At 70.6% G+C, this 12983-nt stretch carries 12 protein-coding genes; 3 read left to right on the top strand and 9 right to left on the bottom strand.

Features of this window, described 5'->3' with window-relative positions; translation table 11 throughout:
• Nucleotides 1-3: 3 nt before the first annotated feature.
• From LRM40_RS17290 to LRM40_RS17280, 3 genes are all read right to left on the bottom strand, one after another.
• A complete protein-coding gene (locus LRM40_RS17290; RefSeq protein ID WP_151125175.1) occupies nucleotides 4-2895 on the bottom strand; it encodes a type VI secretion system Vgr family protein in 2892 nt (963 codons plus the stop codon).
• 155 nt (nucleotides 2896-3050) lie between these two features.
• Entirely contained in the window at nucleotides 3051-3914 is an 864-nt protein-coding gene (mmuM, locus tag LRM40_RS17285; protein WP_231067622.1) for a homocysteine S-methyltransferase, read from the bottom strand.
• Nucleotides 3893-4051 (bottom strand): hypothetical protein, encoded by a 159-nt coding sequence (locus LRM40_RS17280; RefSeq protein WP_231067621.1) that lies wholly within the window; start codon nucleotides 4049-4051, stop codon nucleotides 3893-3895. The genes mmuM and LRM40_RS17280 overlap by 22 nt, the downstream gene beginning before the upstream one ends.
• A gap of 141 nt (nucleotides 4052-4192) precedes the next feature.
• On the opposite strand from LRM40_RS17280, the gene LRM40_RS17275 reads away from it, so the two are divergent.
• Nucleotides 4193-5137, top strand: coding sequence for a CysB family HTH-type transcriptional regulator (locus LRM40_RS17275; protein WP_151125174.1), 945 nt, complete (start codon nucleotides 4193-4195; stop codon nucleotides 5135-5137).
• Between the two features lie 19 nt (nucleotides 5138-5156).
• On the opposite strand, the gene LRM40_RS17270 is transcribed toward LRM40_RS17275, so the two are convergent.
• The 5 genes from LRM40_RS17270 to cysT all read right to left on the bottom strand — a co-directional run bounded on the left by LRM40_RS17270 (nucleotide 5157) and on the right by cysT (nucleotide 10570).
• On the bottom strand, nucleotides 5157-7220 hold the full coding sequence (locus LRM40_RS17270; protein WP_151125173.1) for a PAS domain-containing hybrid sensor histidine kinase/response regulator: 2064 nt from the start codon (nucleotides 7218-7220) through the stop codon (nucleotides 5157-5159).
• The gene (locus LRM40_RS17265; protein WP_151125172.1) at nucleotides 7217-7534 is read right to left on the bottom strand and encodes a PAS domain S-box protein; all 318 of its coding nucleotides are present in this window, start codon (nucleotides 7532-7534) and stop codon (nucleotides 7217-7219) included. Before LRM40_RS17265 ends, LRM40_RS17270 begins: the two co-directional genes overlap by 4 nt.
• Nucleotides 7535-7733: 199 nt before the next feature.
• Nucleotides 7734-8750 carry a sulfate/molybdate ABC transporter ATP-binding protein gene (locus LRM40_RS17260; protein WP_151125171.1) on the bottom strand — a complete coding sequence of 339 codons (1017 nt, stop codon included), beginning with the start codon at nucleotides 8748-8750 and terminating at the stop codon, nucleotides 7734-7736.
• A complete protein-coding gene (cysW, locus tag LRM40_RS17255; protein ID WP_151125170.1) occupies nucleotides 8747-9646 on the bottom strand; it encodes a sulfate ABC transporter permease subunit CysW in 900 nt (299 codons plus the stop codon). Before cysW ends, LRM40_RS17260 begins: the two co-directional genes overlap by 4 nt.
• Before the next feature lie 18 nt (nucleotides 9647-9664).
• Nucleotides 9665-10570, bottom strand: a complete 906-nt coding sequence (gene cysT / locus LRM40_RS17250; RefSeq protein ID WP_151125169.1) for a sulfate ABC transporter permease subunit CysT — start codon at nucleotides 10568-10570, stop codon at nucleotides 9665-9667.
• Between the two features lie 187 nt (nucleotides 10571-10757).
• Here cysT and LRM40_RS17245 point away from each other — a divergent pair, with 187 nt between their 5' ends.
• Both LRM40_RS17245 and LRM40_RS17240 read left to right on the top strand, forming a co-directional pair.
• Nucleotides 10758-11408, top strand: coding sequence for a glutathione S-transferase family protein (locus LRM40_RS17245; protein ID WP_151125168.1), 651 nt, complete (start codon nucleotides 10758-10760; stop codon nucleotides 11406-11408).
• Nucleotides 11405-11893: a glutathione peroxidase gene (locus tag LRM40_RS17240; RefSeq protein WP_151125167.1), complete on the top strand. Its 489-nt coding sequence runs from the start codon at nucleotides 11405-11407 to the stop codon at nucleotides 11891-11893. The genes LRM40_RS17245 and LRM40_RS17240 overlap by 4 nt, the downstream gene beginning before the upstream one ends.
• A gap of 19 nt (nucleotides 11894-11912) precedes the next feature.
• Here the strand turns inward: LRM40_RS17240 and LRM40_RS17235 are convergent, their stop codons facing one another.
• A complete protein-coding gene (locus LRM40_RS17235) occupies nucleotides 11913-12938 on the bottom strand; it encodes a sulfate ABC transporter substrate-binding protein (protein WP_151125166.1) in 1026 nt (341 codons plus the stop codon).
• Nucleotides 12939-12983 lie beyond the last annotated feature (45 nt).

The following is a 12983-nucleotide window of genomic DNA, read 5'->3' as shown; positions in this document are numbered from 1 at the left end:
GTGTTAGAGGATCGTTGCAGCGGAGTCGCTTGGGAAGATGTCAATTGAGACCTCCACCGGCTCGTTGGTGACAATTCGCTGTGTCATGCCTGATGCATCGGTCACCCCCTCCCAGACTTGCCCATTGGAGCCTGTGAGCCTGTACCTTCTGTTGGCCATCGGCACGCCACTTGAGTCAACGAGGTGGAACTGCTCGTCATATGCCTCGATCTCTTCACAGGTCCCAACGGGCAAGGCCGGCAAACTCGCCGCCTGACTCCCGCCCCCCAGGAACCCATGCGTGGCCCCCTTGACCGCGAAGCGGCCCGGGGTGGTGACGGTGATGTTGCCGCCTTCCAGGGTGATGCCCGACTGGCCGGCGATGAGTTCGATCTTGCTGTTGGCGCTGATGCGGATCTCGTCGTTGACGCTGGTGATGGTCACACTCTGGTCGGCCAGCAGCTTGAGCTCGTCGGTGTGCGCGCGCAGAGAGACCGGCCCATTGGCCGCCTTGACCTGCAGCCCGCCCTGGTGGGCGTAGAGGCTGGCGGTCTGGCCCGCGGCAATGGACGCGGTGTGGGCGGCCGTGGTTTGCAGGTCCTGCTGCATGATCTGGCTCAGGCGCTGGCCGCTGAACTGCTGCACGCTGGCCGGGGTGGCCAGCAGCTGGGCGGCGGCGCTGTCCAGCACCACGGCAGGCTGGGCGAAGGCGGGGACGGGCTCGCCCTGGCTGGGGTCCCGGCCATCGGCGGGGATCTTGGCCTCCTGCCCGTTGACCTGGTCCGGATGGCGCCCGTCCTGGGCCGGGTCCAGGGCCTGGTGCAGCTTGCTGAGGTCCTGGCCCTCTTCGGTGCTGGTCAGGCCCTGGGCGCCGATGGCCTGGGCGGCTTGTGACAGGCGCTGGCCCAGCTCGGTGGCCGATCGCAACTGGGCCAGGGCCTCGGCCGCGTCCATCTGTGGGCCCTGGGCCGAGCCGTAGGTGCCGCTGCGCGCCTGGGTGCTCACCAGCAGGCCCGCTCCGGCGCGCAGGCTGGCCCAGCCCTGGGTGTTGGCTTCGAAGCCGCTGCCGCGCCAGGCGCCGCGCTGGGCACTGCTCGGGCTTTGGTTGATCAGGTGGCCCAGGCTGAGTTCACTGCCGGTGTGGGTGGTGGCCAGCCGGGTGCGCAGCTGGCCGGGGGCGTCGTCCACCACCCATTGCTGCGTGTGCTGGCCATCCAGCGTGCGGCTGTGCAGGCCGGCCAGCACGCCGGGGTGGTTCACGCCCGCATCCACGCCCGCTGCAAAGGGCGGGGGCTGGTCGCCGTTGGTCAGGCCGCCGGCAATGATCGGGCGGTCGATGTCGCCTTCGATGAACTGCACCGCCACTTCCGAGCCGATGCGCGGCACCCAGACGGCGCCCCAGTTGGCGCCGGCCGCCGGGGTGGCCACCCGCACCCAGGTGCCGCTCTGCTCGTTGCCCGGGGCGTTGCCGGTCTCGTCGGCACTGTAGGCATGCGGCAGGCCGCCGGGGTTGGGGGCGCTGCCGCGCTGGAAGTGGAACTGCACCTTGACGCGGTGGTCGCGCTCGGTGGTGAGGGCTTCGTCCTGCAGGCCCACCACGCGGGCGGTGAGCAGGTAGGGCGCGGTGGGCGCGCGCAAGGGGCGCGGCAGCACCGGGGCCGCGGCCGGCACGGCCTGGAACTGGTTGCGGTAGCCGCCCTTGGCCAGGGCGGTGTTCCTGAGCAACTCGGCGGCCTGATCGCCCAGGTTGTTGGCCACATGGTGTTCGACGGCCAGCACGGTGAAGGCGTTGTCGGGCCTTGGGTGGCTGGCGGTCAAGGCCGCCGCGTAGTTCATCGCCGTGGTGTTGGCCCCGTACAGCGGGTGGTCGATCAGCTGGAACTGCGCACCCGCACGCAGGGCCCGGGCGCCGCCCTGGCCGGCAAAGCGCTTGGCCTGCAGCTCTAGCGCGCCCAAGGCCAGGCGCGCGGCGCGCTCGGCGGCCTGGGTGTCCGCAAAGCGATCCGCCCCGCTGCCGTCGTACTGCTCCAGCCAGGGCACTTCGCCCAGGTCCAGCGCGCTGGCCAGCTCGGCGCTGCTGCCCGCCAAGTTGCGGTAGTTCCAGCTGCCCAGGGCCACGGCGTTGGGGGGCAAGGTGCGCTGGGCGGCAAAGACGGTGATCGGGTCTTCCAGCCCAGCCACCACCGCGGTGGGGTGCAGGGCGGCAAAGCGGATGGGCCCCAGGTCCGCGCGCTCGGCCCCGGCGTCGGTGATGACCATCACATGGCGGGCCTTGCCCTGCTCGTCGGCGGTGGCGGCGTCTTCGTCGCCCAGGTGTTCGATGTGCCAGCTCAGGCCCTCGCTGGCCAGCAGGCGCTGCACGAAGGCCCAGTCGCTCTCGCGGTACTGGATGCACAGGGAGCGGGTGCGCAGAGCCTCGGGCTCGGCCAGGTCCCAGCGCCACTGGGCGGGGGGGTAGTCGGCAAAGACCTCGTCCAGGATCTGCTGCACCGTCTTGTCCTGGAAGACGAAGCTGTCGCGGCGCAGCTGCAGCACGGCCAGCCAGGGCGCCATCACCAGGCGGTAGCGGGCCAGGCCACCGTCGCTGCCCAGCTGGGCCGCCTCGGTCACATAGCCGTGCCAGGGCGCGTAGCGGCCATCGGCCTGGCGCAGGCCCACGGTCATCTGCTCGCCGATCAGCGTCTTGAGCGGCAGGTAGGCCGAGGTGGAGACCGCGTCGAGGATCAGTTCGAAGCCCTGGCCCTCGGCTTCGCGCATGACCAGGCGGGTGGCCACCAGGTTCAGCGCTGGCAGCGCGGTGCGCAGCGTGATCAGGCGCTCGGTCTCTTCCAGCCAGGTGAAGGCCCCGAGCGCGGTGCTCAGGGAGGCGCTGGCGGCCTCGGCCAGCGAAGTGAGGTCGGCAACGGGCAGGGACATCGGCTCGGCAGGGTCGGTTCGACGGGATCGGCCGTCAGGCCGGAACCGGCGAGTGTCGGCCAGCCCCCGGCCCGCCGTGTCCCCAAGGGGAGGGGGAAGCGGGCCTGTGGCAACACTTGGATGCGAGTGTTACCGGTGCCGGGCCCCGGACGGCCTCATGCCTGGGCGGTCCAGCGTGCCAGCAGGGCCGAAATGTCCTGCGGTGTGGTGCGGCAGCAGCCCCCGATCAGGCGGGCGCCCGCCCGTTCCCAGTCCATGGCCATCTCGGCCAGCGGGCGGTGGGCGCAGGCCGGATCGGGTTGCCAGACCTTGGCCACCGGGTCGTAGCGCTCACCCGCGTTGGGGTAGGCCAGCAGGGGCTTGCTGGTGAAGGGCCGGGCGCTGTCCAGCAGCGCGGCCACATGCTGTGGGGCGGTGCAGTTCACGCCCAGGGCCAGCACGCCGGCAAAGCCCTCCAGGGCGGCGGCGCAGTCGGCCAGGCGCTGGCCCTCGCAGGTGTGTGCCCCGTCCTGGCAGGAGAAGCTGATCCAGGCGCCCAGGTCCGCCAGGTCCGGGACCTGGCGCAGTTCGTCCAGCAGTTCGGCCAGGGCCAGCGCTTCCTCCAGGCTGGGCAGGGTTTCGCAGGCCAGCAGATCGGCGCCGCTGCGGGCCAGCAGCGTCAGGCGCGGTCGGTGGAAGTCCTTCAGCGCCTGGCGGCTCAGGCCGTAGCCGCCGTGGTATTCCGAGCCATCGGCCCGCATGGCGCCGTAGGGCCCGATGCTGGCGGCCACCAGCGGCCGGTGCCGGCCCCGCCAGTGGGCGGCTCCCTCGGGGGCACCCCAGGCCTGCCAGAAGCTGTCGCGGGCTTCGCAGGCCAGTTGCACGGCCAGCCTCATGCGCGCGGCGGCCTCGTCATGGCTCAGCCCGCGTGCGGCCAGGCCTTCGAAGGTGGCCTGGTAGGTGGCGGTGGTGGCCACGTCCGCGCCGGCGTGGAAGTAATCCAGGTGCACCTGGCGGATCAGCTCGGGCTGCTCCAGCAACACCCGGGCGGACCAGAGTGGGTCGTGGAGGTCGGCCCCGCGGCGCTCAGCTCGGTGGCCAGGGCACCGTCCAGCACCAGGTGGCCGGGCTGCTGCAGGAAGGGGGTCAGGGCGTGGGGGACGTCTTGGCGGCGCATGGGGTGAGCATAGCGCCGCACGTCCTTATGCCCTCCTGGCACAAGCTAGCGCGTTTTCAATGGTTGGGATCTCGTGCGGCCGTTTTGATAATGCGGAAAACAAGTAACCCGCGGGCGCCAAGCGGCAACCGCGTCATCACGATGAACTTCCAGCAACTGCGATCCGTGCGGGAGGCCGCGCGCCGCGGCTTCAACCTGACCGAGGTGGCCGAGGCCTTGCACACCTCCCAGCCCGGCATCAGCCGCCAGATCCGCGAACTGGAAGACGAGCTGGGCGTGGAGATCTTCGTGCGCTCGGGCAAGCGCCTGACCGGCCTCACGCCGGCGGGCGAGCGGGTGCTGCCCTGGGTGGAGCGCCTGCTGCTGGATGCCGAGAACCTGCACCGGGCGGGCGAGGACTTCCGCCATGGCGAGGTGGGCACCCTGAGCATCGCCGCCACCCATTCCCAGGCCCGCTACGCCCTGCCCAGCGCGGTGCACGACTTCTGCAGCGCCCATCCCCATGTGCAGCTGCAGATGCACCAGGGCTCGGCGGTCCAGATCGCCCGCATGCTGCAGGAGGGGGTGGCCGACATCGGCATTGCCACCCACTCGCTGGAGGACCAGCCCGAGCTGGTGGCCCTGCCCTGCTACCGCTGGACCCATGTGGTCATCGTGCCGCCGGGCCATGCCCTGCTGGACGGGCCGCTGACGCTGGCGCGCCTGGCCGAGTTCCCGGTCATCACCTACGACGCGGGCGTGACCGGCCGGGGCAGCATCGACGATGCCTTCGCCCGGGCCGGCCTGAAGCCGCAGGTGGTGCTCTCGGCCATGGACGCCGACGTGATCAAGACCTATGTGGCCCTGGGCCTGGGGGTGGGCATCATCGCGGCCATCGCCTTCGACGAGGCGCGCGACGCCGGGCTGCGGTCGGTGGACGCCCGGCATCTGTTCCCCGTCAACACCACCACGGTGGCCCTGCGGCGGGGCGCCCTGCTGCGCAGCTACGCCTACGCCTTCATCCAGACCTTTGCCCCGCACCTGGCGCCGGACGTGGTCCGCCAGGCCCAGGCGGCGCCGGCGGGCACCCCCTCGGCGCCCTTGTGAGCGGGTCCGGCGGGTGGGCTCAGGGGCCTGCGGTGCGGGCGCCCTGGCGCAGCCAGCCGGCCAGGTCGTGCACCACCTGGTCCAGCCGCAGCGGCTTGGTCCAGTAGTCCACCGCGCCCGCGGCCCGGGCGGCCGCCACGTCGCCGGACATGGCGCTGGCCGAGACGGCGATCACCCGCAGCCGACCTTCGGCGATGGCGGCAGCCTGCCGCTGCAGCCATTCCAGCCCGCTCATGTCGGGCAGCTGCATGTCCAGCAGCACCAGGTCCGGGGTCTGTTCGGCCACCGCCTGCAGGCCGGCGCCGCCGGTGTCCACGCATTGCAGCGTCACGGTGGGGCAGCGCGCCAGCAGCTGTTGCATCAGCAGCTGGTTCACCGGGTTGTCCTCGATGTAGAGCACGCGGCCGCCCCAGTCGGCATCGGCGCCAGCGCCGGCGGCGGCGTCGGGGGCCGGGGCGGCCGCCGGGGGCGCGGGTGGCGTGCCCTCGGGGGCGGTGGGCAGCCACAGGGTCACGCAGGTGCCCTGGCCGGGCGCGCTGTGCAGCTGCAGCTCGCCACCCATCAGGCGCATCAGCTCGCGCGAGAGCACCAGGCCGATGCCGGTGCCTTCGGTGTGCGAGCGCTCGCGGCCCAGCCGGTTGAAGGGTTCGTACAGGTGCTGCAGCTGTTCGGCTGTCAGCCCCAGGCCGTTGTCGCGGACCTGCACCTGCAGCCGGCCATCCGCCTGGCGCAGGGCGCTCAGCTGCACCTCGCCGTGGGCGCGGTTGTACTTGATGGCGTTGCTCAGCAGGTTCAGCAGCACCTGGCGCAGGCGCAGCGGGTCGGCGAGGATCACCGGCAGGTCCGCGTCCGGCGCCGGGCCCGCCAGGGCGATGCCGCTGGCCTGGGCCTGGGGCATGGCCAGGGCCAGGGCCTCCTGCAGGCAGTGGATCGGGTCGATGGCGCGGGCCTCCACCCGCAGCTGGCCGCCCTCGATGCGCGAGAGGTCCAGCACGTCGTTGATCAGGGCCAGCAGGTGCCAGCCGGCCTGCTGCACCAGCTCCACCTGCCGCACCTGCGCCTGCGACAGCGGGTCCTGCCGGCCCGACAGCAGCAGCTGGGTGAAGCCCAGCACGGCATTGAGCGGCGTGCGCAGCTCGTGGCTCATGCGCGAGAGGAAGGCCGTCTTGGCCTGGTTGGCCGATTCAGCGGCGATGCGGGCCAGGTGGTCCTGCTCGGCCGCCTTGACCTGGGAGACGTCCCGGGCCACCACCGTCAGGCGCAGGCTTTCGCCCTGACCCACCCGCGAGATCGAGGCCTCGATCGGGAACACCGAGCCATCGGCCCGGCAGCCGTGGATCAGCCGGCCGCTGCCCATGCGCCGGGCTTCGGCGCCGCTGTCGATGAACTGCTGCACCAGGGCCGCGTGGCGGCTGCGCCATTCGCCCGGGATGAAGCGGTCCAGGGTCTGGCCCAGGGCCTCTTCGGCGGACACCTGGAACATCTGCTCGGCGGCACGGTTGAACAGGCAGACGCGCTGGTGGGCGTCGATGCTGACGATGGCGTCGCTGGCGCTGTTGACGAGGTCGGCGAACTCCCGGTCGCGCCGCTGGAGCTGGCGTTCGGCCTGGCGCCAGCCCGAGATGTCGTTGAGCAGCACGTACAGGCAGGGCTGACCGCCCAGCGTCACCGGCTCGATGTTGGCCAGCACCTCCCGCTGGTCCTGCGGGTCGCCCTGCCGACCGAGCTGCACGACCAGCGGCGCGTTGTGCACGCGTCCTTCCCGGTGCAGCCGCTCCAGCAGCGCGCTGCGCTCGCCGGCCGATCGCCACAGGCCCAGGTCCAGCGTGCGGTGGCCCAGCAAGGCCTCTTCCGTCCGCCCCATGAAGCTCTGGAAGCTGGTGTTGATGGCCAGCACCGTGCCGTCGGTCATGCGGGTGATGCACATGGGCATCGGCGTGCGGGCGAACAGGCGGGCGAAGTCGCCGGCCTCCAGGGTCAGCTGCCGCACGATGGCGCATTCGTCACCCAGGCGGCGGTAGCGCTTGTCGATGCCCGCCAACTGTCCGTCGGCGGTGCGTCGGGCCCGGGCCGTCAGGCTCACCGGCAGCAGATGGCCGGACTTGTGCCGTCGCCGGGTGTAGAGATGAGATGGAGGATGCTTTCGCCCTGCGCCAGCCGGTGGGCAATCCAGAGGGACTCGTGCCGATGCGATTCCGGCAGCAGCAACTCCGCGCCCTGCCCCAGGGCTTCTTGCTCGGCATAGCCGAACAGGGCTTCGGCGGCCGGGCTCCAGCGCTCGATTCGGCCCTGCGAGTCCTTGGCGATGCAGGCGTCATCGGGCAGCACGGTTTCGGCGGGGGCCGGTGCCGGTGTCGGACGGGGGCAGGCAGAAGGAGGGGCGAACTGCGCGGACATGAAGAAGCCGGCCTGCGCATCAACGGCGATGCGGGCCGGTAGATTTCAATGTACCTGCGCAGGGGGACGCTCGGGAATGTCCCGAGACGGCTGAGCCGGCTCCATTTGAGCCAGGTCAAGCCGGCGCAACAAGATGTTCCCGGATGCAGGGGATGAAAGTCAGGTTCGCCTGACCCTGCTGCGGCAGAAAAAGTACCGTTCAGGCACTACCCTGCCCGAAGCGGGTCACCCGCCGCGGCTGGAGGTGCACCCGGCTGCCGGGGGCCAGGCCCAGCTCGCGCTGCAGGCCGCGCCAGGCCTCGCGGGAGAGCTCCACGTCCACCAGGCTGCCGTCCTCCTCGCGCAGGAACTCGATGCGGGTGTTGGGCCCCACGGTGAGGGTCTGCGACAGGGTCACCGACCAGGTGTCGGCCTGCGGCTGCGCGACGATGTCCAGCTCGTGCGGGCGCACATAGCTCACCGCCTCGCCAGCGTCGGTGCGGCGGTGGAAGAGGTTCACATCGCCCAGGAACTTCAGCACGAAGGGCGTGGCCGGCTGGTCGTAGACCTCGTCGGGCGAGCCCTCCTGCTCGATGCGGCCCTGGTTCATCACCACGATGCGGTCGGCCACCTCCATGGCTTCCTCCTGGTCGTGGGTGACGAAGACGCTGGTCACGTGCATCTCGTCGTGCAGCCGGCGCAGCCAGCGGCGCAGCTCCTTGCGCACCTTGGCGTCCAGCGCGCCGAAGGGCTCGTCCAGCAGCAGCACCTTGGGCTCCACCGCCAGCGCACGGGCCAGGGCCACGCGCTGGCGCTGGCCGCCGGAGATCTGGTGCGGGAAGCGGCCGGCCAGGGTGTCCAGCTGCACCAGGTGCAGCAACTCCTGGACCTTCTCGCGGATCGTCGCCTCGGACGGGCGGCTGGCGCGCGGGCGCACCCGCAGGCCGAAGGCGATGTTGTCGGCCACGGTCATGTGGCCGAACAGGGCGTAGTGCTGGAACACGAAGCCCACGTTGCGCTCGCGCACCGAGACCTCGGTGGCGTCCTCGCCGTGGAACAGCACGCTGCCCTCGTCAGGCTGCTCCAGCCCGGCGATCATGCGCAGCAGCGTGGTCTTGCCCGAGCCCGAGGGGCCCAGCAGCGCCACCAGCTCCCCGGAGGGGATGTCCAGGTTCAGGTGGTCGCAGACGGTCAGCGGGCCGAAGCGCTTGACCAGGTGGCGGACTTCGATGCTCATGCGGGGGCTCCTTCAGCGGCGTCGTCCGCGCCATGGGACGACAGGGTGTGCTTGACGCGCTGCTCCACCAGGTACTTCAGCACCAGGGTCACCAGGGCCAGACCGGCCAGCAGCGAGGCCACCGCGAAGGCGGCGGCGAACTGGTATTCGTTGTAGAGAATCTCGATGTGCAGCGGCAGGGTGTTGGTGCTGCCGCGGATGTGGCCGGAGACCACCGACACCGCGCCGAACTCGCCCATGGCCCGCGCGTTGCACAGGATCACGCCGTACAGCAGGGCCCACTTCACATTGGGCAGGGTCACCTTCCAGAAGATCTGCCAGCCGTTGGCGCCCAGCACGCGGGCGGCCTCCTCCTGCTCGCTGCCCTGGGCCTGCATCAGCGGGATCAGCTCGCGGGCGATGAAGGGGAAGGTCACGAACACGGTGGCCAGCACGATGCCGGGCACCGCGAAGATGATCTTCAGGTCGTGGTCGCGCAGCCATTCGCCGAACCAGCCCTGCAGGCCGAACACCAGCACATAGATCAGGCCGGCGATCACCGGGCTGACCGAGAAGGGCAGGTCGATCAGGGTGAGCAGCAGGTTCTTGCCGCGGAAGTCGAACTTGGCGATGGCCCAGGCGGCGCAGACGCCGAACACCAGGTTCAGCGGCACCGAGATGCCCGCGGCGATCAGCGTGAGCTTGACGGCCGAGAGCGCGTCGGGCTCGACGATGGACGCGATGTACACGTCCCAGCCCTTCTTGAAGGCCTCGACGAACACGGCCACCAGGGGCACGAAGAGGAACAGCGACAGAAAGGCCAGGGCCAGCGTGATCAGCGTGAGCCGGACCCAGGCCGGCTCGGCCGTGGCCTGCAGGGCCGAGCGGGCGGGCTGGGCGGTGACAGGGGAAGACATGGTGGTGAGACTCCCGGCTCAGCGGCCCTGGCGCCGACGCGACCAGGCCTGGATGAGGTTGATCAGCAGCAGCAGCGCGAAGGCGGTGACCAGCATCACCACCGCGATGGCGGTGGCGCCGGCGTAGTCGTACTGTTCCAGCTTGGTGATGATCAGCAGCGGCGTGATCTCCGAGACCATCGGCATGTTGCCGGCGATGAAGATGATCGAGCCGTACTCGCCCAGCGCGCGGGCGAAGGCCAGGGCGAAGCCGGTCAGCAGGGCCGGCGCCAGCGTCGGCAGGATCACGTGCAGAAAGGTCTGGCCGCGCGTGGCGCCCAGCGTGGCGGCGGCCTCCTCCAGCTCGCGCGAGAGGTCTTCCAGCACCGGCTGCACCGTGCGCACCACGAAGGGCAGGCCGATGAAGGTCATGGCCACGAAGACGCCGGTGGGCGTGAACGCCACCTTGAACGGCAGCCACTGTCCGATCCAGCCGTTGGGTGCGTACAGCGCGGTCAGCGCGATGCCGGCCACCGCGGTGGGCAGCGCGAAGGGCAGGTCCACCAGGGCGTCGATCACCCGCTGGAAGGGAAAGCGGTAGCGCACCAGCACCCAGGCCACCAGCAGTCCGGCCGCGGCATTGAGCAGGGCGGCGGCCAGCGAGGCACCGAAGGTCAGCCGGTAGGAGGCCAGCACCCGCGGCGAGGCCACCGCGGCCCAGAAGGCGTCCGCGCTGAGCGTGAAGGTCTTGAGGAAGACCGCGCTGAGCGGCAGCAGCACGATCAGCCCGAGGTAGAACAGCGTCAGGCCCAGCGAAAGATCGAAGCCGGGCAGCACGCTGCGCTGGCGCAGCAGCAGCCGGGACAGCAGCCCCTGGGACGAACGGCGTGGCCGGGACCCGGGTGGGGCCAGCGCGGCGTCTAGGGGCGGTGTGGCGGCATTCATGGTGGGGTGGGCGCGGACCGCTCATGCGGTCAGCGTGGTTGGTCATGCGTGAACAGATGCTAGGCAGGCGCCTGATCACAAGGAACGAATCAAAACGCGCTTCGATATGCGAAAGACGTTGCCTTGTGCAGGGCGGCGCGATCCGCCCCACAATCGCCGGCCTGTCATGACCGACCGAGGAACGACCATGGATCCCCGCCACTGGACCCTCTACCTGGCCCCCGGCACCTGTGCCCAGGCCACCCACATCGCGCTGTGCGAGGCGCAGGCGCCCGTCCAGCTGCGGCGGGTGGACTTCGCCAGTGGCCAGCAGCGCAGCCCGGCCTTTCTGGCCGTGAACCCGCTGGGCCGCGTGCCGGCCCTGGTCACCGAGCGCGGCCCCCTGGTGGAGACGCCGGCCCTGCTGGCCTTCGTCGCCCAGTCCTTTCCCGAGGCCCGGCTGGCACCGTTGGACGACGCCTTCGCCTGGGCCCGCCTGCAGGCCTTCCACAGCTACCTGGCCAGCACGGTGCATGTGGCCCATGCGCACAAGTTCCGCGGCGCGCGCTGGTCCGACGACCCGGCGAGCTGGGAGCCGATGAAGGCCAAGGTCGGCCCCAACATGCAGGAGGCCTTCACGCTGATCGGCCGCGACTGGTGGCAGGGTCCCTGGGTGTTCGGCAGCCAGTACACCGTGGCCGACCCCTATCTCTACACGATCGGCGAATGGCTGGAGGGCGATGGCGTGGACACCGCCGCCTTCCCCTGGCTGCTGGAACACCGCGAGCGCATGCGCGCGCGGCCGGCGGTGCAGCAGGCCGCCGCACAGTTGCAGGCCCTGGTGGAGGTGGCCGCATGAGCGCGCTGCCGGACATCCCGCTGACCACGCTGGACGGTCAGGCCGCCAACCTGCGCGACCACGCGGGCCAGGCCCTGCTGGTGGTCAATGTCGCCAGTCAATGCGGCTTCACGCCCCAGTACGCGGGGCTGGAGGCCTTGCAGCGCCGCTTCGGGCCCCAGGGCTTTGCGGTGCTGGGCTTTCCCTGCGACCAGTTCGGCCACCAGGAGCCGGGCGATGCCCAGGAGATCCGCCAGTTCTGCAGCCTGCGCTACGAGGTCAGCTTCCCGATGTTCGCCAAGATCGCGGTGAACGGGGCCGACACCCACCCGCTGTACCGCTGGCTCAAGCACGAAGCCCCCGGGCTGCTGGGCACCGAGGGCATCAAGTGGAACTTCACCAAGTTCCTGGTCGACCCGGACGGTCGGGTGCGGCGCCGCTACGCCCCGCTGGACAAGCCCGAAAGCCTGGCCGCGGACATCGAGGCGGCGCTGCCCCGCGCCTGAGTGCCCCCAGGGCCGGGGCTCACTTCTTCGCGTAGATCGCGTCGAAGACGCCGCCGTCCTTGAAGTGGGTGGACTGGGCCTTGGCCCAGCCGCCGAAGGTGTCGTCGATGGTGAAGAGCTTGAGCTTGGGAAAGAGCTTGTCGAACTGCGCGGCCACCTTCGGGTCCACCGGGCGGTAGTAGTTCTCGCCGGCGATCTTCTGGCCTTCCGGCGAGTACAGGTACTCCAGGTAGGCCTGGGCCACGGCCCGGGTGCCGTGCTTGTCCACCACCTTGTCCACCACCGCGACCGGCGGCTCGGCCAGGATGCTGACCGAGGGCACGACGATCTGGAACTTGTCCGGGCCCAGCTCCTTGACGGCCAGGAAGGCCTCGTTCTCCCAGGCGATCAGCACGTCGCCGATGCCGCGCTCCACGAAGGTCGTGGTGGCGCCGCGGGCGCCGGAATCCAGCACCGGCACGTTCTTGAACAGCGATGTCACGAAGGCCTTGGCCTGGGCCTCGCTGCCGCCCGGCTTCTTCAGGGCGTAGCCCCAGGCCGCCAGGTAGTTCCAGCGCGCACCGCCCGAGGTCTTGGGGTTGGGGGTGATCACGCTCACGCCCGGCTTGACCAGGTCGTCCCAGTCCTGGATGCCCTTGGGGTTGCCCTTGCGCACCAGGAACACGATGGTCGAGGTGTAGGGCGAGCTGTTGTGGGGCAGGCGCTTCTGCCAGTCGGCCGGGATCAGCTTGGCCACGCCGTGCAGCTCGTCGATGTCGTAGCCCAGCGCCAGGGTGACCACATCGGCCTCCAGGCCGTCGATGACCGAGCGGGCCTGCTTGCCCGAGCCGCCATGCGACTGCTTGACCGTCACCACGTCGCCGGTCTTGCCCTTCCAGTGGGCGGCGAAGGTCTTGTTGTAGTCCTGGTAGAGCTCACGCGTCGGGTCGTAGGACACATTGAGCAGCGTGATGTCCTTGGCGAAGCTGGGCAGGGCGGTGGCGGCCAGGGTGGTGGCCAGGGCCAGGTGGCTCAGGCGGGACAGGGCGGAACGGCGGGACGGCATGGGCTTCCTTTGTGGCCGCGGGGCGGCAGGTGGGATGGGATGCGT

This window comes from Ideonella dechloratans (assembly GCF_021049305.1).
Taxonomy (GTDB): domain Bacteria; phylum Pseudomonadota; class Gammaproteobacteria; order Burkholderiales; family Burkholderiaceae_C; genus Ideonella; species Ideonella dechloratans.
Note: the sequence above shows the minus strand (reverse complement) of the source record. Positions and strands in the feature narration are given on the sequence as shown.